This window comes from Rhodococcus sp. WWJCD1, from assembly GCF_002258735.1.
Classification (GTDB): domain Bacteria; phylum Actinomycetota; class Actinomycetes; order Mycobacteriales; family Mycobacteriaceae; genus Rhodococcoides.
In genome coordinates, this window is the sequence record NZ_NOXY01000008.1 from 216,039 (window position 1) to 235,174 (window position 19,136).

At 64.0% G+C, this 19,136-nt stretch carries 17 protein-coding genes and 1 pseudogene; 11 read left to right on the forward strand and 7 right to left on the reverse strand.

From position 1 onward, the window contains the following. Positions 1 to 19 precede the first annotated feature (19 nt). Positions 20 to 469 (reverse strand): cyanase, encoded by a 450-nt coding sequence (gene cynS / locus CH286_RS05125; RefSeq protein WP_094608533.1) that lies wholly within the window; start codon positions 467 to 469, stop codon positions 20 to 22. Positions 470 to 706: 237 nt separating this feature from the next. Between cynS and CH286_RS05130 the strand changes: the two genes are divergently transcribed. Next, the gene (locus tag CH286_RS05130; RefSeq protein ID WP_094608534.1) at positions 707 to 1,621 is read left to right on the forward strand and encodes an aldo/keto reductase; all 915 of its coding nucleotides are present in this window, start codon (positions 707 to 709) and stop codon (positions 1,619 to 1,621) included. A gap of 58 nt (positions 1,622 to 1,679) precedes the next feature. Here CH286_RS05130 and CH286_RS27590 read toward each other — a convergent pair whose 3' ends face one another. Beyond that, positions 1,680 to 2,543 carry a class I SAM-dependent methyltransferase gene (locus CH286_RS27590; protein WP_176458139.1) on the reverse strand — a complete coding sequence of 288 codons (864 nt, stop codon included), beginning with the start codon at positions 2,541 to 2,543 and terminating at the stop codon, positions 1,680 to 1,682. A 60-nt stretch (positions 2,544 to 2,603) separates the two neighbouring features. Here CH286_RS27590 and CH286_RS27595 point away from each other — a divergent pair, with 60 nt between their 5' ends. The 3 genes from CH286_RS27595 to CH286_RS05145 are packed head-to-tail and all read left to right on the forward strand — an operon-like array spanning position 2,604 to position 5,716. After that, positions 2,604 to 3,416, forward strand: coding sequence for a class I SAM-dependent methyltransferase (locus CH286_RS27595; RefSeq protein ID WP_176458140.1), 813 nt, complete (start codon positions 2,604 to 2,606; stop codon positions 3,414 to 3,416). A 5-nt stretch (positions 3,417 to 3,421) separates the two neighbouring features. After that, positions 3,422 to 4,387, forward strand: a complete 966-nt coding sequence (locus CH286_RS05140) for a phytanoyl-CoA dioxygenase family protein (RefSeq protein WP_094608572.1) — start codon at positions 3,422 to 3,424, stop codon at positions 4,385 to 4,387. A gap of 48 nt (positions 4,388 to 4,435) precedes the next feature. Beyond that, positions 4,436 to 5,716 (forward strand): esterase/lipase family protein, encoded by a 1,281-nt coding sequence (locus tag CH286_RS05145; protein ID WP_255182576.1) that lies wholly within the window; start codon positions 4,436 to 4,438, stop codon positions 5,714 to 5,716. Position 5,717: 1 nt separating this feature from the next. Here CH286_RS05145 and CH286_RS05150 read toward each other — a convergent pair whose 3' ends face one another. Continuing rightward, the gene (locus CH286_RS05150; protein WP_094608537.1) at positions 5,718 to 6,140 is read right to left on the reverse strand and encodes a phosphate acetyltransferase; all 423 of its coding nucleotides are present in this window, start codon (positions 6,138 to 6,140) and stop codon (positions 5,718 to 5,720) included. A 141-nt stretch (positions 6,141 to 6,281) separates the two neighbouring features. Here CH286_RS05150 and CH286_RS05155 point away from each other — a divergent pair. The 6 genes and pseudogenes from CH286_RS05155 (at position 6,282) to CH286_RS05180 (ending at position 13,272) form a co-directional block, all read left to right on the forward strand. Beyond that, positions 6,282 to 7,197 (forward strand): annotated as a pseudogene (locus CH286_RS05155) (aldo/keto reductase). A 134-nt stretch (positions 7,198 to 7,331) separates the two neighbouring features. Beyond that, the gene (locus CH286_RS05160; protein WP_094608538.1) at positions 7,332 to 8,306 is read left to right on the forward strand and encodes an iron-siderophore ABC transporter substrate-binding protein; all 975 of its coding nucleotides are present in this window, start codon (positions 7,332 to 7,334) and stop codon (positions 8,304 to 8,306) included. Between the two features lie 111 nt (positions 8,307 to 8,417). Further along, positions 8,418 to 9,716, forward strand: coding sequence for a GGDEF domain-containing protein (locus CH286_RS05165; protein ID WP_094608539.1), 1,299 nt, complete (start codon positions 8,418 to 8,420; stop codon positions 9,714 to 9,716). 149 nt (positions 9,717 to 9,865) lie between these two features. Next, positions 9,866 to 11,020 (forward strand): TIGR03364 family FAD-dependent oxidoreductase, encoded by a 1,155-nt coding sequence (locus CH286_RS05170; RefSeq protein WP_094608540.1) that lies wholly within the window; start codon positions 9,866 to 9,868, stop codon positions 11,018 to 11,020. Beyond that, the gene (locus tag CH286_RS05175) at positions 11,017 to 11,715 is read left to right on the forward strand and encodes a phosphonatase-like hydrolase (RefSeq protein ID WP_032405645.1); all 699 of its coding nucleotides are present in this window, start codon (positions 11,017 to 11,019) and stop codon (positions 11,713 to 11,715) included. Before CH286_RS05170 ends, CH286_RS05175 begins: the two co-directional genes overlap by 4 nt. 243 nt (positions 11,716 to 11,958) lie before the next feature. Next, positions 11,959 to 13,272, forward strand: coding sequence for an MFS transporter (locus CH286_RS05180; protein ID WP_094608541.1), 1,314 nt, complete (start codon positions 11,959 to 11,961; stop codon positions 13,270 to 13,272). Positions 13,273 to 13,289: 17 nt separating this feature from the next. Here the strand turns inward: CH286_RS05180 and CH286_RS05185 are convergent, their stop codons facing one another. Further along, positions 13,290 to 14,039: a GntR family transcriptional regulator gene (locus CH286_RS05185; protein ID WP_032405643.1), complete on the reverse strand. Its 750-nt coding sequence runs from the start codon at positions 14,037 to 14,039 to the stop codon at positions 13,290 to 13,292. A gap of 431 nt (positions 14,040 to 14,470) precedes the next feature. Between CH286_RS05185 and CH286_RS05190 the strand changes: the two genes are divergently transcribed. Continuing rightward, the gene (locus tag CH286_RS05190) at positions 14,471 to 15,457 is read left to right on the forward strand and encodes an alpha/beta fold hydrolase (RefSeq protein WP_094608542.1); all 987 of its coding nucleotides are present in this window, start codon (positions 14,471 to 14,473) and stop codon (positions 15,455 to 15,457) included. 162 nt (positions 15,458 to 15,619) lie between these two features. Here CH286_RS05190 and CH286_RS05195 read toward each other — a convergent pair whose 3' ends face one another. The 3 genes from CH286_RS05195 to CH286_RS05205 are packed head-to-tail and all read right to left on the reverse strand — an operon-like array spanning position 15,620 to position 19,082. Continuing rightward, positions 15,620 to 16,774 (reverse strand): acyl-CoA dehydrogenase family protein, encoded by a 1,155-nt coding sequence (locus CH286_RS05195; RefSeq protein ID WP_094608543.1) that lies wholly within the window; start codon positions 16,772 to 16,774, stop codon positions 15,620 to 15,622. Continuing rightward, a complete protein-coding gene (locus CH286_RS05200) occupies positions 16,771 to 17,562 on the reverse strand; it encodes an enoyl-CoA hydratase-related protein (RefSeq protein WP_094608544.1) in 792 nt (263 codons plus the stop codon). Before CH286_RS05200 ends, CH286_RS05195 begins: the two co-directional genes overlap by 4 nt. After that, entirely contained in the window at positions 17,559 to 19,082 is a 1,524-nt protein-coding gene (locus CH286_RS05205) for an acetyl-CoA acetyltransferase (protein WP_094608545.1), read from the reverse strand. The genes CH286_RS05200 and CH286_RS05205 overlap by 4 nt, the downstream gene beginning before the upstream one ends. Between the last annotated feature and the right edge of the window lie 54 nt (positions 19,083 to 19,136).

A 19,136-nucleotide genomic window follows, 5' to 3' on the forward strand; every position in this document is an offset into this window, starting at 1 on the left:
GTTCCGCAGCACGCCAGGTCTACTCGGTCCATCGATAGTCGAGGAACTTCCCGTCGAACGTCACCACGACACGATCTCCGTCATCGTGCGGGCGTCGTTCGATGTTCAACGTGAAGTTGATGGCACTCATGATGCCGTCGCCGAACTCCTCGGCGATCAGTTCTTTGAGCGCCGGGCCGTACACCTCCAGCGCCTCGTGGAATCGGTAGACCGTGGGGTCCGAGGAGATGCCGAGCGACCCGCGATAGGGGGCCAGGGTCAGCTCGAACAACGAGCCTTCGGGCATGTTCAACTTCTCTGCGAGCACATCGGCCTGAGCGACGCTCAGCGGATGCTGGCCGTACAGTGCCGACACCGTCCATGCCACCGGCATGTCGATGGCCTCGGCCAAGCCGGCCCAACTCGAGCCGGCACGTGCGCGTGCAAGTCGAATCTCGTTGATCAAAGGCTTGTCTTCGAAACCGGTCACGAGCTCTCTCCTACGTAGTCGTTCTGCACGCTCGGCCTCTCGAGACCACGCGCCTGGTTGCCCGACGTCCCAGTTTCAGCCGAGAACTTCTGGCTCGCAACATGTGGTCTCGATATCGCGGGCGCTGCCCGATGTGTGTCGAGCCGCATCGAGACTCCGGTCGACATGCATGCTGGTATCCACATCCGTGGATCTTGTGCACCTTCACCGCTCGGACACAACGAAAGTACTGACGACATGACGCAACTCGGTCTCGGCCTTGCCGCACTCGGACGCCCCGAGTACCTGACGGTGGGGCACTCGGCTTCGATAGAGGGACGTTTCGATCCGGTCGCCCTTGAGCGGCTGTGCCACGCGGTACTGGACGCCGCATGGGACCGCGGAGTTCGACACTTCGACGTCGCGCGATCCTACGGGTTGGCCGAACGGTTCCTCGGCAGCTGGTTGTCTCGACAGCCGAATCGGCGCGCTGACCTCGTGATCGGCTCCAAGTGGGGATACGCCTACGTCGCCGATTTCCAGCAGGGAGCCGAGGTTCACGAGGTGAAGGAACACTCGGTTGCCCGTTTGGCCGAGCAGTGGCCGCAGACCCTTTACGAACTCGGCGGTGCGCCCGACCATTACTTGATCCACAGCGTCACCCCGGACAGCCCGGCCCTGAGCGACGGTGCACTGCTCGACGACCTACGGGCCGTGGCAGACAGCGGTACCCGAATCGGCATCAGCACGAGCGGACCACACCAAGCCGACGTCGTTCACGCAGCGCTCGAGACAGGGGTCTTCAGCTCGGTGCAGTCGACGTGGAACCCACTCGAGCCGTCTGCCGGTCCCGCACTGGCACGCGCACACGACGCCGGCTGGTTCGTCGTCGTCAAAGAAGCAATGGCCAATGGCCGACTCGTGGCCGAAGATTCAGCACTCGGCCGGGTCGCGGATTCGGCCGGCATCGGCCGCGACGCACTCGCGCTGGCGATTGCACTCGCGCAACCGTGGGCCGATGTGGTGCTGTCCGGCGCGGCCACCGCTACCCAACTCGAGCAGAATGTTGCTGCACTGTCCGTCGACCGCGAGCTGATCGTGGCGGCCGGCCTGGACAGCGCAGAGAATCCAGAGCGTTACTGGAACAACCGTTCCCACCTGCCGTGGACGTGACCGCCGATTCCACCAGGCTGCGTTGCCGGGCATGCTTTGGTCGATCTGGCGGGCCCTCTCATCGACGCGTCGCGGCGAACACGTCGACCGGATGCGGCACCCGAGGCCTGCCATCGGAACCGGGCACCGAGACCGCGTCCAGGTAAGCCCGCACCGGCCCGCGCAGATCTGGCGTCAGCCGGGCCTGTACGGAGAAGTCGAGCACCTCGTCGCTCGCGGAAGAGAGGTCGATCTTCGCGTCCAGGGCGACCACGCCGTCGAGAAAGATCCCGGCGTCGACGAAGGCACTCTCGACGTCGGCGCTGAACCACTGTCGGTGGCCCTGCAGCGGCGGGGCGAGAACGCCGACCAACGCGTTGAGCGCAGCCGTCGGCGCAATGGCCACCCAGAGCTCGCCGCCGGGTCGCAACAAGCCGAGCGCGGCACGCAGCGTCGCGCCCAGGTCGGGGACGTAATACATCGAGTGCACGAACATGACGACATCGAAGGTTTCGGCCACCGAGGAGTCACCGAACGACGCGACGTACGCGTCGGAGCTGAGCTCGTCCGCCTCGAGCGCGGACATTGTGGCGGAGAAGCGCTCCGCGCTTCCGACCCAGGGGTCGACGCCGACGTACCGCACCGGTCGGCCGGGTACCCCCTGTATCAGTCCCGCGGCGAGCCGGGCGTCCAGCGAGCCGTCACCGCACCCCACCGACAGCACCGAGACCGGTCCGTCCCCGATCGCTGCCAGCCGGTCGGCGAAGTGCTCGGCGATCAGGCCGCGCTGGTCGGAGAGGCGCTCGAAGGCGGCATGCTCGCGTGCGTAGGACTCGGGCTCGAGGCCGGCCAAGGCCGGAGCACCACGCCGAGCCGCTCGCACACCGTCCAGAAGGACGGCCGCGATGTCGGTCGGCAGATTCGGAGCTATGTTGGACGTCACAGTGAGTCCATCATGACGCACCCACCCGGTGCCTTGCGGTCGGCTTCCAGAAGGAGTGGCATGAGCAGCGGAGATACAGCCGAACGCAGTCTCGAGCATTGGAGCGAAGCCGGTCGCACGGGTATGGAGGCGTTCTATGCCCTGGCCACCGAGGACTACCACCAGCTGGCCCTTGCCGCCGACTGGCCCGCACTGCTCGCCGCCCACGCACACGACGGCTGGTCGCTGCTCGACGTAGCCTGCGGCAGCGGAAAGTTCCCGACCGCATTGCGCCGATACACCGATCTGTCCGCGGTACCCGAGGTGGCCTACGACCTGCTCGACCCGTCTGCGTTCTCTGTCGCCGAGGCGCGTGGGGCGCTCGGTGCGCCGTTCGTGGCTCGACACGACCTGGTGATGACGCTGCAGGACTTGCCCGCCGACCACACCGGCTACGACGTCGTATGGGCCACCCACGCCCTCTACGCACTTCCTCCGGCCGAACTCGACGCCGCCACCGAGCGGTTCGTGGCTGCACTGGCCCCCGGCGGTCTCGGACTCGTCGCGCAAGCCACAGAAGCGTCCCACTACATCGCGTTCTACGACGCCTTCCGCGCAGGCGTCCGCGAAGCGACGCCGTACACAACGGCCGAGCAGGTGCGCGACGCGCTGATACGAGCCGGTGCGGACGTGCGCGACCAGCGCGTCACGTACACCACCTCGACATCCGATCGCCTTGTCGCCGAGGGCTTTCTGCAGCGCTGCGCCTTCGACGACTCCGTGTCGCTGGAGGAGATGGAGGCGGCACCGGTGTTGGGTGACTACCTTGCCTCCTGTCGCGACGAGTCCGGCTCCTACACCTTCTCGCACGAGGCGGCCCTGTTGTGGCTCTGAACCCGATGACCAATGAGCTTCTCCCCGAACAGAATCGCGACGGCGGTATCGATCAGGACTGGGCAGGTGACGATCAGGACTGGTGGGACTGGTACGTCACGCTGGCCGCCAACGACACGATGCCGACCGAGCTGGTCGACGGTCCCGGTCTACCGGACGTCGAGGCGGCGACGGACGCGCAGGTCGAACGTGAGCTTGCCGAGCCGTACGACCTCGACCCTGCTGCCGTCGAGTCCTTCGCTCGAGAAGCCTTCGTGCGGCTGCCCGCTGTGTTCTCGCCGGCCGTCGTACGTCGCCTCGCGGAGCGCCTCGAGGAGCTGCTGCGAGCCGAGCACGGCGACGACGTCACAGGCCGATTCACCGCGTTGGAACAGATGTGGCTTCATGACGACCTGATGCGCGCCGTGGCGCTGTCTCCCCGAGTCGGGGGCGTGGCCGCGGCTTTGCTCGACGAACCGGCCGTTCGGCTCTATCACGACAACGCGCTGTCCAAGGAGCCCGGTTGCGGACGCACACCGTGGCACCACGACGCGGAGCATTTTCCGCTGCATACCACCCAAGCGGTCACTGCTTGGATGCCGATGTCGGCGATCCCCGGCCGAATGGGTCCGCTGTCGTTCGCTCGCGGCCGAGAGGTACTGGACGAGGTTGCGGACTTGGAGTTCGACAAGGTCGGCACGTCGTACGACGAGGCCGTCGCGCAGCGCTTCGGCGAGCGTGACGTCGCGGTGCAGTCGGAGCCGTTCGCAGTGGGCGACGTGTCGTTCCACTCCGCGCTGTGCTTCCACACCGCGGGGCCCAACCTGACCACTCAGCCTCGCCGAGCGCTGGCCACCACCTACTTCGCTGATGGGGCTCGAGTTGTGGAGTCGCCGACGCTGATCAGCGGAACGTGGCGCGAATTCCTTCCCGGTGTCGAGCCCGGCGGCCTTGCGAATTCCGAGCTGAACCCGGTGGTCGGCCGCCGCTGATTCGCAGGAGCAATGGCAGTTTCAGTGGACATACGTACACTGGTTTCGGTGGGGAAGAAAACTCAGCGCACACAGGAGTTGGGTGAACTCGCCGAGCTCACCCTTCGCGAGTTGGCGTCGGCCGCGGGTGGAGTGCGCGCAGTGCACTCGGCTGTTGCACGACGAACGTTCGCTGCCGTGCGGCTCGGCGTCGGTCCAGCCGTACTACCGACACAGCGGATGCACGATGCCATTTCCGCCGGCACCTACGCGAGCATCGTGGCCGCCTGCACCGGCGCAGCCAAGGCAGTCGGTGCCCTGACCAGCAGTTCCGAAGTGACCGGCGACGACGTGACCGAGGACGACTCGCGGCCGTCACCCTCGCACACCACTCGCGGCGCACAGACGATCGCGGTCCTGCACGGTCTCATCGGCGACGACATGGAGCGAACCGCCCGGGTCCTCGCCTATCCCATGTCGATTCGCGTCGACGGCCGCCCCGTACCCCCGAAGTACCGCGCGCTGGCCGCGGCGTTTCCCTCCGCGGGAGCGCATCTCGTAGTGTTCCTGCACGGGCTCGTCGAGACCGAATCCGCATGGCGGCTCGGCGGGCGGCCCACATACGGGGAGCGGCTGGACTCCGAAGCCGGCACCACCTCGATCTTCCTGCGCTACAACACCGGACGTCGAATAGCCAAGAACGGTGCCGACCTGTCGGCCCTGCTCGAACAGCTCGTCGCGGCGTGGCCGGTCAGGGTTCACCGAATCACACTGGTCGGGCACTCCATGGGCGGGTTGGTCTCACGCAGCGCCGCTCACCATGCCGCCGAGAGCGACCGCCACTGGGTGGACCTGCTGACTGACGTATTCACGCTGGGGACACCACATCTGGGCGCGCCGCTCGCACACGGCGTTCACGTCGCCACCGCTGCGCTGGCACTCGCACCCGAGACCCGGCCGTTCGCACACCTGTTGGCGCGTCGAAGCGCCGGAGTCCGCGACCTGATCCACGGAGCGATCACCGAAGAAGAGGGACATGCCAGCTACGCCGACGGATTCGACGTCGGCGCAGCCATGGACATCTCGGTCCCGGAGGGGGTGCGGCATCATCACGCCTCCGCCGTCGTTACCGGAAACCCGCGGCACCCGGTCGGGATATTCGTGGGCGACGGCCTCGTTCGCACCGACAGCGCCGGAGGACGAAACAAGCTGCGCAACATAGGACTTCGTCCGGACGATGGCCTGGCGATCAACAGCGCGCATCACTTCACCTTGCTGAACGACGAGAGGGTGTACGGCTGGATGCGGCGCGCGCTGGTCGATGAATCCGATCCACGCCTCCGGCCTTGATCTACTTTTCGGCGAGACCTATTGCTGCTGAGAGGTATTCACGCGAGTCGCGAAACGTCTGCGCCACGCCGCGCCCCGCGATGGCTCTGTACCGGCCGATCTGATCGTCATCGAGTAGATCGAGCACCGTGGTGGAGTCCGCGTGCATCCAACCGCCGTCTCGCACCAATTCGTGAGCCCGTTTGCCCTGCAACGCTGCAATCCCTTCGACTCTGATTCCGTTCGGATCGGTCGACACCGCGATGTAGTAGGCCTTCTTGCCCGAGTAACCGGCCTTGACCTTCGAGCGCAGCCGCAAGACGGCAGCGGACGCGTCATCGACGGCAGAGGACTGCTCGCCCGAACCCGATTCGGCAGCTGAGAGTCGCGCGATCTCAGCATCCAGTCCGGCAAGCAAAGTGGCGAGGTACTCGAGATCGCTCATCAACTCATGATGCCCTACAACAGTGGGTTTCCGAACCAACACCCGACGACATTCACAATCGAGCTTCAGCCGTGCTGGTATGCATACCTGAGGAGCGTGTGCTCGCATTCCGACCCTGATCGCAACGAAGGTAATGACGACATGACACAACTCGGCCTCGGCCTTGCCGCACTCGGGCGACCCGAGTACCTCACGGTCGGGCACTCCGATGCCGTGGCCGGGCGATTCGATCCCGCAGCCTTGGAGCAGCTGTGCCACGCAGTGCTGGACGCTGCGTGGGACAGCGGAGTTCGACACTTCGACGTCGCGCGCTCCTACGGGTTGGCCGAGCGGTTCCTCGGCAGCTGGCTGTCTCGACAACCCGAGTCGGCGCGAGAACCTGCTGATCGGCTCCAAATGGGGATACGCCTACGTCGCCGATTTTCAGCGAGGGGCCGAAGTTCACGAGGTCAAGGAGCACTCGGCTGCCCGTCTGGCCGAGCAGTGGCCCCAGACCCTGCACGACCTCGGCGGCCCACCCGATCACTACCTGATCCATAGTGTCACCCCGGACAGTCCTGCTCTCACCGACACCGCACTGCTCGACGACCTGCGCGCCGTAGCCGAGAGTGGCACCCGAATCGGAATCAGTACCAGCGGACCGAACCAAGCCGATGTGGTGCATGCTGCGCTGGACGTCGGGGTGTTCAGCTCGGTGCAATCGACGTGGAACCCACTCGAGCCGTCCGCCGGCTCCGCTCTGGAACGTGCACACGACGCCGGCTGGTTCGTCGTTGTCAAAGAGGCAGTGGCCAATGGCCGACTGGTGGCCGAAGATTCAGCACTCGGCAGGGCCGCGGATTCGGCGGGAGTCGGTCGTGATGCACTGGCACTGGCGATTGCACTAGCGCAACCGTGGGCCGATGTCGTGCTCTCCGGCTCTGCCACCGCGGCGCAACTCGAGCAGAATGTTGCCGCGCTTTCGATCGACCGCGAGCTGATCGCAGCCAGCGACGTAGACTCACACGAAACTCCAGAAATATACTGGCACAAACGATCTCAGCTGCCGTGGACGTGATTCGCTTCGGCGGCGACTACAACCTCGCGGTGTTCGGCACAGCGGTGGACAACAATCGCGGGTAGGTCCTGGACACTGCACGACCTGATCGTCACTGCCCCACTCGAAGACCTCGGCCCCTACAATCGTCCGTTATGCGTAGGTTTTACGGTGCCCTCACCGCGGTTGTCGTCGTCTCTCTGTTGGGCTGCTCGTCGAGCGAGTCGCCCGATCCCGTACCACCGACGGGCGCGAACACGTCTGCCGAGTTCCCGGTCACGATCGAGGGGGCACTCGGTTCGTCCGTGGTCGGCTCGGAGCCCACCCGTGTGGTCGCGCTGTCTTGGACCGACGCCGACATTCTGCTGTCGCTGGGAGTGACGCCGGTGGCCACCGCCCGAGCCACCGCTGCGTCGGGATTCCAACCGTGGGCCGAGGCCGAGCTGGGCGATCAGGATGCCCCAGCGTTCCTCGAAGGTGCGAATGCCGACCTGTCGATCGAAGACGTGCTCGCCTACGAGCCCGACCTGATCGTCGGGACGAAGGCATTCGGACTCGACACCCGCTACGAACAGCTGTCGGCCATAGCGCCCGTCGTGCACTACGACAGCACGCCCTCGGCAGAAACCTGGCAGGACGCCACCAGGACGATCGCGGCCGCGCTGGGGCGCAGCGACGACGGTGAGCGGGTGATCGCCGACACCGACTCGACGATCTCCGCTGCGGCAGAGGCCAACCCCGACCTGTCCGGTAAGACGTTCACGTTCTTCGTCGGCCCCACCAACGGCAGTGTCTACGTGGTCAATTCGACCGACGACGCCGGTGCGCAATTTCTCGACTCGCTCGGTATGCGGCCCACCGACTACGCGACCGGGTTGCCGACCAGCTCCATTCCGGGACGAGCACAGATCACCTACGAGAACCTGGCAGACAACGATGCCGATCTCGTGATCGCGACGGGGCAACCCGCCGATCTCGACGCTTTCCGAGCACTCCCGGGTATTGCATCCCTGTCCGCAGTCGCGCGCGGGGACTATGTTCCACTCTCTCCGACGGAGGCTCAGTCGATCGCATTCCCGTCGCCACTCAGTCTCCAGTGGGCGACCGGCAACATCGTGCCGAAGTTCTGACACACTCCCCTCGACACACCCCAAAACCGACAGAACCCCTGATTCGGTGACGTGAATCGGTCGATTGGTACACACTCGGTAGGAACAGGGTCGGTCGAGGGATGGAGTCGTATGGTCGACACCCCACACTCGCCGTCCGGCGGGGAACCAGTCGTCCCGGACATGACACCGCACGCGGCGTCCATCGGGATCACCCGCTTTCATATCGGCACGTCGTACCTGGAGTGGGATACGCGCGCAGCCGCGATATTCGACGTCGGTCAGGACGATCGGCCCGCCCTCGATATCTGGCGCAGTCGCGTGCATCCGGACGATACCTCTGTGCTCCGAACCCTCTACGGTGATGCGCGCGCGTCCATCGGGGCAGAGTGCATCTATCGAATCATCGATCGCGGTAGCAACATTCGGCACATACTCACCCGGAGCGTGTCCATCGAACATGCCCCCGACGGTTCGCCCTCGGTGCTCACCGGGGTCGTCTCGCTCGTCGAGCCACCAACGGGTCTGCACGTAGACCTCATGCCCGACGTGCGGTGGAGTCGGATCCTCGATTGTGTCTCGCTCGGATTCGCCATCGTCGACGAAGCGATGGTGCTGCGGTACATCAACAATCAGACCGAGCGCCATCTGGGCGTCAGCCGAACGGAGGTGGTCGGACGGCACATCCACGAGGCACTGCCGGAGACGGAAGGGTCCTACTTCGACGATCTGCATCGCAACGCGATCGCCACTCGCGGCGAGGTCACCAGGGTGGTCCAAGCCCTCTTCCTTCCCGGCAGAACGCTCGAGGTGACCGCGAACCATGTGGACGGGGTCGTCGCGATCAGCTTCCGAGATGTCACGGATTTCGCGGCTACGACCAGCAGCCTGCTCGAGGCGTATCGCGAACTCCTGGTCAAATCGAGGGTCGACGATCTCACCGGCGTGCTCAATCGCGCTGCGTTGCTCGAACGAATCGAGCGGATGACCGCAGAAACGGCGGCTCCAGCAGCCGTATTGTTCATCGATCTCGATGACTTCAAAGCAGTCAACGACACCTACGGCCACTTGGCCGGGGACCGAGTTCTGCGCATCACAGCCGCCAGGCTGGTCTCGACCTGCGACTCCGGCACCGTGTTCGGAAGGATCGGCGGTGACGAGTTCGTTGCTGCGCTCTTTGGCGACACGTTGCTGGGTCCAACACGATCTGCCGCGGATATCGAGCGCGAGATGATCATTGCGACGTCCCCGCCGATCGACATCGTCGACACACACGTCTCGGTGTCGATCAGCATCGGCGTCGCACACAACACGGGAGCCAGCACCCTCGAAGAGATGCTGACTCAGGCCGACATCGCCCTGTACAAGGCCAAGTTATCGCACGCGTCGAAACGGGAAGACCGGACCGACAACGCGACACGCGAAAGCTGAATATGCCTGCGAGAGCGCTGATTCAACCGTCTTGCATCATGCCGGTCTCCGAACTCGTTCCGATGACACCCCATCGCAGGTATATATACATGAAGTAAATTTTCCCTACTTGTATTGACAAGTTGCTTCTCAGGGTCGACAGTTCTTACATGCACAAGCAACGAAACTACGACGTAGTCATAATCGGCTCCGGCATCGTCGGCCTCGCGCACGCCTATCACGCTTACCGGCGTGGCCTGACGGTCGCCGTTGTGGACCATGCCGATACCGTTGTCGGCGCATCGGTTCAGAACTTCGGACATGCCTGCATCACTGCCCAGTCGGGCGACGCTCTGAGCTACGCGAGAGCGGGCCGCGAACACTGGCTGAACCTATCCGGACAAGCGGAATTCTGGTCGAGCGAGTCGGGTACACACTGCGTCGCCAGACATGACGACGAACTCGCCGTTCTCCAGCAGTTCGCGGACCTGCGCGGACCAGAGCAGGCGAAACTCCTCGATCGTGACCAGATTCTCGAACGCCTGCCCATCTCGCCGGACGGAGTCACCGGAGGCCTGTTCATGCCCGACGACCTCCAAGTCGACCCTCGCACCGCTGCCCCGTCGATCGTCCGGTGGCTCGAAGGCTGCGGTGTCGACTTCCACTGGCGAACCGCGGCAACGGCATTCGATCCCGGTGTGGTGCACACCTCCCGGGGCGAGCTGTACGCAGACAACATCTTCGTGACGGTCAACTACGACATCGACCGTCTCTTTCCCGAATATGCCGAGCGAGGCGGGCTTCTTCGGTGTCGCCTCCACATGATGCGCGCCCGCATCGAACTTCCGGTGCCACTTCCCACTCCCCTGTTCACCGGGTGGTCGCTCCTGCGGTACTCCGGCTTCGAGGGGTTGCCCGCCGTTGCCGACGTCGCATCGAGACTCGGTGAAGAACACCCGAACTACCTCGCACTGGACCTGCACCAGATGTACACCCCACAACCTGACGGCTCGATTCTGATCGGCGACACACACATTCGCGAAATCTCGTCGTCACCGTTTCAGAGCGAAGCCGGGTTCGACACCCTCGTCACCGAAGCGAAAGCGATGTTCGACGTCGAACGAATCGAGGTCACCGAGCGTTGGCAGGGCATCTACAGCTCGGCACCCGACTCGGAATTCCTTCTCGTCGAACCGATCCCGGGCATCCACGTCGTCACGGTCACCACCGGCATCGGCATGACCACCAGCATGGGGCTGGCCGAATCCAGTCTCACCACCGCACTCGAACAGCACACCACCACCCCGATAGGAGTCGACGCATGAAGATTTCCGACACCCACCCGATCAACCTCGTCGTGTTCGACATGGCAGGAACCACAGTCGAAGACAGTGGACTGGTCCAACAGTCCTTCGCCGCTGCAGACGAACACGCTGGACTCTCGCACGACGCCGAGGACAAGGCCCGCATGCTCGCATACGTCACCGACACCATGGGCCAATCCAAGATCGAAGTGTTCCGACACCTCACCGGCGGGAACGAAGAACAAGCGCAGTCCGCCAACAAGGCCTTCGAACGCTGCTACGGCCAATTGGTCCGCGACGGTCACTGCAGTGCCATCCCAGGTGCAGCGGAACTGCTCCTCGATCTGCGATCGAGAGGTGTCAAGACCGCATTGACCACGGGATTCGCCCACGAGACCCAGCACGCAATCCTCACTGCGCTTCAGTGGCAGGACATCGCCGACGTCGTCCTGTGCCCGGGTGACGGGGTACGTGGGCGTCCTTTCCCCGACATGCCGCTCACCGCACTCCTACGAACCGCCGCACCGTCGGTGCAGTCCATGGTGGTAATCGGCGATACGACCTCCGACATCACCAGCGGCCTCAGATCCGGTGCACGCGCTGTCGTCGGAGTGCTGACAGGCGCACACGACGCCGACCAACTCCGCGCAGCTGGAGCCACCCACATCCTCGACAGTGTCGCAGAGCTGCCTGGCCTGCTCGACACTCTTCACTGACCCGGCTCCTCACCCTCTCCAGCCCCGTCAGCTCTGGGACGGGCTTTACGTCAAAGCCCTTCCCAGAGAGGCAACCTCACGAGAACATCTGCTCTTCCGAGTGAGCACCCGCAACGACGCTTCCTGCTCACGGCTCGTCCGCTCGTCGCGCTTCTCCCACGCGACTTCGCGCACAACTTTCTTCTACGCTCATATCGCACGACGTTGCGAGAGGTCTCGCGCGTCCGAACCAAGGTGCATACGATGACGAAAGCCCTGAGCACGGCCCACGAGAAGATCGCACGCTACGAACGCTGGCGATTTCAGATCTTCGCGGTCACCTGGATCGCCTACGCCGGCTTCTACTTCACGAGACAGGCCTTCTCGGTCGCCAAACTGGGCATCCTCGAGGACCCCGTCCTGTCCACCACGTTGACCAAATCCACGCTCGCCAACCTCGACGCTGTCTACCTCTCCGCGTACGCATTCGGGCAATTCGTCTGGGGCTCGGTCTCGGATCGGTACGGCCCCCGAATCGTCGTGCTCGGCGGCCTCGCGATCTCAGCGGTGGCGACGCTGTTCATGGGACTACTTCCTGCGCTGGTCTTCCTGCTTCCGTTGATGATCGTGCAGGGACTGTCGCAATCGACCGGCTGGTCCGGGACATTGAAGAACATGTCGCAGTTCTTCTCCATCGGGGAACGCGGTCGTGTCCTTGGACTGTGGAGCACGAACTACGCATTCGGCGGCCTCGTCGCCGCACCGGTCCTCGGATGGTTCGCTTACAGCCTCTTCGACAGCTGGCGCGCGGCGTTCACCACCGGTGCCGTCATCGTTGCTGCAGTGTTCGTCGTCGTACTCGTCTTCCAACGCAACAGTCCACAGGACGTCGGTCTACCACCGATCGAGGACTATCACCCGCCTACCGAGATCGCGCCGCTCGCAACCGAATCCGCCGTCGCTGAACCAACGATGTCGGTACGCGAAACATTTTCCGTGGTGATCAAGGACCGGATGGTCATGACACTCGGCGCGGCCTACTTCCTGCTCAAACCGGCCCGCTACGCAATCCTGCTGTGGGGTCCGGTCATCGTCGCCGAACGCCTGCAGAACGCCGACAACTTCGTCGCCATCACGGTTCCGATCGCGTTCGGAGTCGCGGGAGTGTGTGCGCCCATCCTGATCGGTCGGATCTCCGACAAGGTATTCAAGGCACGCCGTATCCCCGCATGTGTGCTGAGTCTTGTCGCTCTCACAGCTGTCCTGGCATTGTTCACACCTCTCACCGCAGCTGGAAACGTGTGGATCATGGTGGGCGTGCTTGCAGTCATCGGCCTGACCATCTACGGAGCCGACGCCATGATTTCGTGTGTGTCCGCAGTGGACTTCGGAACCTCGAAACACGCTGGGGCAGCGTCCGGAATCATCAACGGATGCGGTTCCATCGGTGCAATCTTCGGTGGTCTGTTGCCCGGTTACCTCGACACGACCACCTTGTTCTACGGTTTCGCAGCAGCCGCATTTCTGGCGATGCTGCTACTCATGCCGCACTGGAATCGTATGCCTGCAGCAGTATGAAATACCCTGCCCGACAATCAGGTACCCGAATTCTCGGATGCGATCATGCGCGGGTCCGCCGTCCTCGAGTTGACGATGCTGAACACCACCTGATCGGAACGGTAGCGATCGTCTGCGTACTCGAATGCGGTTCCGGTCTCGTCACGTGAGGTACGACGTTCACGGAGCAAGGGACTGCCCGCGGCGATGCCGAGGCTGTCGGCATCGACCGAGTCGGCCGACACTGCGTCCAGCACGTGGGACATCGACTCGAATCGAACACCACGGCCGGTGAGGTAGTCGGTGATCGAGCCCGAATCGGTATCGAAATCGAACAGCAGCGAACCCACGGCGTCGACGAACACGCTTCGCTCGATCATCGTGGGTTCGCTGTCGAGGTACCGAACACGAACAACCTCGACAACAAAATCATCGGGAGCGATCCCCAACGCATCGACCGCCGAGGACGACGCCCGACGACGCGACACCTCCAAGGTTTTGCTTCCCGCTTCTCGCCCCGTCCGCCTGGCCCACTGAGAGAACGGGGTGAAGGTGTCGAGGGTCTGCGCGGCATCTCGCGAGCGAACAACCGCTGGACGTCCCTGCGATAGCTGCACGAGACCGTCGGCAGACAAGGTCGCCAGCGCCTGACGCACGGGCCCCCGAGAGACCTCGTATTGCGCACACAAGGCACTTTCGCTCGGAAGGGATTGGCCGACTGCATATTCGCCGCTGACGATCAGCGAACGCAGATGGCGAGCAACGAACTCATGACGGGCCTCGGCCACCCCAGTTCACCTCCCACCACGCTGGACTGTTCGTTTCATCGTATGCCGCGCCCCACCGAACACCAGCACCCGCCATGGGGGAGCCGGCAAATGCAGGACGTGAGCCGATGTGTGCCCGCACGAGCGACCTCCGACCCTGATCCACGACCCTCACCGAAATCGCTCGAGCCGAATCCACTCCTCACATCTGGATACCTGACTCCGATCGGCGTCGGGTATTCCGAACCGGGGAGCAGATCGGAGGTGGGGGCCTCCTCCAAGAACTCCGACCCCAGCAGCGGGACCGGAGCCACAGTGAACCCTAAAAGCTGGGCACATTTACATACATTCCTTGTCCGTAATAGGGTGGTCCGCGTGGATCCTTCGATCGTGAGCTGTGCCCCGTCCGCCCGTGCCGGTTACGGCGTTGTTACTGAGCCGAAGGTGACGCCATGACGAGGCCGACGGCACCGGACGGACCCCATCGACCTTCACCCCGGTGGCCGACGGTACGAAACGCGGTCGCGCCACTGCTGTCGGACTCACGTTCCGTCGCAGCCATGTTCTCGCCACTGCGCACCACTCCCCAGCTGGACGCTCCGTCGCTGCCGTGGACAGAGACCACACAGGTAGATCTCGGCCACCGCGGACAGCTGACCGTGCGGCACACCCCGAACATCGCGGCATCCGACACTATCCCTGTCGTGCTCCTGCATGGGATAACACTGACCGCAGATGTCAACTTTTTCGCCTTGGCGGACCTCTTCGGACCGACGCGGCCCGTGATCGTCTTCGACCTGCCGAATCACGGCAGAGGAATCCGGCTCGACCACTTCACGTTCGAGGATGTGGCCGACGACGTAATCGCCGTCCTGGATCGGCTCGGTGTCCAAGAGGCGACGCTGTGCGGGTACTCACTCGGTGGGATCGTGTCCATGGTCACCGCCGACCGACACCCCGACAGGGCCGCAGGGCTCATCGTTCAGGCAGCCGCGATGCGCTACGGCGTGGGCATCCGTGAGCGCGTGTTTCTCCATGCGGTCGCGGCCGCTCACAAACTGGGCCTGGATCAGGCGACACGGGGACTGCCCGCTCGGTATTGGCGCGCCAGCGCAAGGACAAGCAAACATGCTGCGGCGCGGCAGCTTTGGGTCGAGCAGCAGTTGACTGTGTCCGGTAAACCTCGCTACGCCACCGTGTGGCGAGCGGTGCAGCGAAACGATCACAGGGTACTGCGGTCCAGCGCCCCGACGGCTGTACTAGTCCTCACCGCCGATCGAGTGTGTCCGCCAGTTCTGCAGAATGAGGCGGCAGAACTGCTGGGGGCGCACGTCTTCCGGGTCGACGCCGACCACGATGTCCCCGTCGCCGACCCGGCGAAGTTTGCGCGGGCTACCGAGAAGGCTCTGCGTTGGGTCGATTCCCAGCGTCGCAACTGATCACCCCCGGGTTGTACATCAGCCAGGAGCTACCGAGGGGTGTCAGCTACCCGTGTGCGGTCGGCGCATTCGCTGTAGCGAACCCGATCCCCCGTGCGCCACCGGTGATCACGACAACACGGCCATTCAACGAGTTCTTCATGTTCGTCCCCACTCTGGTTGTCACAGCCCGATCAGTTTGCTGATGATCTCGTTCATGATCTCGGTGGTCCCGCCACCGATACCAAGTACGCGTGCGTCGCGGTAATGGCGTTCGACCTCGGATTCGCGCATACAACCGAGGCCGCCGAACAGTTGGACGGCCTCGTAGACCGTGTGGTCGCACACTTTGACTGCGTTGTTCTTGGCCATCGCGGTCTCGGCGAGCATTCCCCCACCTGCTACCCAACGCACCGCTACGGACCGGCAGAACTCCTCCGCTGCAGTGATTTCGGTGGTCAGCTCAGCGATTCGGTGTCGCACGACCTGACGCGACGACAGGGGCCGACCGAACGTCTCACGCGATCGTACCCACGCGATCGACAAGTCGAGGCATCGTCTAGCGGTAGCGACCGCCTGGAACGCGAGCGAGAGTCGTTCACCCTGGAACTGCTGGGCGATCTGGGCGAACCCCGACCCTTCGTCACCGATCAGATTGGCGACCGGAACACGAACAGTGTCGAAAGACAATTCGGCGGTATCGGAGCACAGCCAACCCATTTTGTCGAGACGACGCGAGGAAGCGAATCCTGTTGCATCCGTAGGGATCACGATCAGCGAGATGCCCGCGTGTCCGCTGTCTCCGGTCCGAACGGCAGTTGTCACGAAGTCCGCGCGAGTTCCCGAGGTGATATAGAGCTTTGCACCGTTGACGACGTAGGAGTCACCGTCCCGTCTCGCCGTGGTCTTGATGTTCGCCACGTCGGAGCCACCACCCGGCTCGGTGATCGCGAGTGATCCGATCATTCGCCCCTCCAGAGCGGGCCGCGCGAAGCGATCGATGAGATCGGCGTTGCCCGAGGAAACGATGTGTGGGGTCGCTATTCCATGGCTGAACAGCGCCGAAATCAGGCCCGAGGAGCCGCCGGACAGAATGATTTCCTCGAGGATCGTCAGCATGTCCAGGGCGGTTCCGCCCGAGCCGCCGGCACTTTCGGGGGCCGATGCGCCGAGTAGACCCAACGTAGCTGCGGTGCGGTGTAATTCGCGCGGGATCTCGCCGTCGTTTTCCCACCCGGTGAGGTTGGGCACGACGTGGGTGACGGTGAATTTCTTGGTCAGATCACGCAGTGCTGTACGTTCGTCGGTCTCCCACAGTTCCGCCGATGCGGTGGTCATCGTCCACTCCAGATCGGGTCGCGCTTCTGAAGGAATGCGGTGATCCCCTCCATCGTGTCCGATGATGTACTCAGTCGCGCGAGAGCCTCCTCGGTGAGGGCCCACCCCTGCGCTTCCGTCGGAACGCCACCGTCGACGATTCCTCGGGCAATCGTCTTGGAGGCCTGCACTGCCAAAGGCGCTCCGGTCGAGATGATCTCGGCAAGCTCGAGCGCAGTGGTCAGTACATCGGCGCGTGGAACGACCCGATTGATCAGTCCCCATCGCAAAGCGTCCTCGGCGCTCAAAGCCGCGCCCGTGAGCAACAACTCCATGGCAATCGCCCGCGGTATTGCGGTGACCAACCTGAACACACCACCGGCGCCAGCGATCAATCCGCGCTTGACTTCGGGTAGCCCGAAAGTCGATGTGTCCGCTGCCACAACGAGATCCCCGGCCAACGCGAGCTCGGTACCGCCGCCGAGTGCGTTGCCGTTCACCGCCGAGATGATCGGCTTGCTGATGTGGTGTTTGACCACGCCGGCGAAACCCCAGTGTGCGGTCTCCGGAGGGGTCACTCCGTCCGGGCCGGAGGTGCCGAGTGCCTTGAGATCGGCACCGGCGCAGAATGTCGACTCCCCCGCGCCGGTCAGGACGACCACCCGGATGTCGCCTTCCGCTTCTGCCATCTCCCACGCCTGGCCGAGACCTCGATGAACGTCACTGTTCACGCTGTTGGCTGCGCGGGGTCGGTTGATGGTGACCAGCAGTGTGTGGCCGCGGACCTCCGTCAGTACTGCGTCGTTCATGTTGGTTCCTCGTCGTCGAATGTGACCGCGACACAGCCGTCGCGGTCGGTGATAGTGACATGCGCACCGACCAGGGACCGGGTCCCGTCGTGCGTGTAACGAATCATCGCCGCTGCGTCGCCGGCATCGGTGTGACCGGCCACTCGCGAACCCGTCGGGATCGTAGCGATCACGATCCCGATCGAAGGCTCACCCGTGCGATCGAATTCCACCGTGGCTGTGACGATCTCGGCGCTGCCGCTGTAGCCGTGCACGATCTCGGCGCTGGTCGGCGGTACCGATTGTGCGACGGGGTCGCCGACATAACCATCGGGGTGCGGGTGACGAGACAGAACTATCGAGTGCTGAGTGGTCATGTAGCCACCGTTCGCATGTACCAACGCCGGTCGGTCGTCGAGGGTTCTCCGCAGGCTCCGAGTCACCTCCGCAACCGCATGAAGTGAGTAGCTGTTCAGCGGACCACCGAAGAACGAATGACCGCCGAGAACACTGGGTACGGTGGTGCGCGGAACCCCGAGAGTCTCGACCAAGTTTTTCGGGACGATCGGAAAAGGGCTGTACGCATCGATCAGCCCCAGGTCGCCCCCGGTCAGCTTCGCACGATCGAGGGTGCGGTGCACCGCCGACTTCATGGCGGCAGAGGCCCCGAAGTCGTTGCGCGTCAGCACATCGTCCGGTTCCGACGCCCCTGCTCCACCCCACAGGTACACGATGCGGTCCTCGTCCACCCCGAGCTCACGGGCAACGGCCAGCGAGCACACGAGCACTGCGGCGGCTTGATCCACGAAGGGCATCGCATTCATCATCAGCGGGTAGGCATCGCTGATCGGCCGATTCTTCGGCCCGGTCGTTGCGAGTTCGTCGGTTGTCCGGAAAGTCGGCGACCACGCGCAGGGATGCGTCACGGCTATCGAAGAGAACTCCGAGTACAGACGGGCAGAGTAGACGCGCGATTGCTCCGGGTTCTGGCCGATGTCGTGGCTGAACCGGTTCTCGAAGAGGGGGTAGACCCGAACCGGCGTGACGACGCCGGCCCTGATCATGTCAGGGCTCCCGAGGTCCTCGGCTGAGAAGGTGGGCGGGCCACCCGGCTCAGTGGACCACCCCCGCGCTCTCGGATCGACCCCTTGTTTCGTCAGAGCGGTGACAGATGCCTGAGTCTCTCCGCCGACGAGCAGCGCGACAGTCGTCTTTCGGTCGGCAATTTCGGAGCCGATGCGATCGAGCAACGCCGCAGGCCAGTGGCCACCGACGGAACTGGTCCAGGTCCGCGGCGCGGGGGCCCCGATGCGCTGCGCCAGGAGCATCGGCAAGTCGTCGTAGGACCAGCTCGAGGTTCTGACGGCGTAGATCGCCTCCACTCGTGCTCCGAGGTCGGGGTTGCCGGAATCTCGCAGAGCTCCTGCCGCCGCCTCCGAGATGAGCTCCACAGGCTCTTTCGGCGGTGCCGGGTCGCCGAAACGTCCGGATCGAACATCGGCAACGCCGATGATGACGGGCACTGTTGTTGGGTCGGTCACCCCCCGAACGGTAATACAGACATTCAGTGTCCGCAATAGGACGCGTAGTGCGAC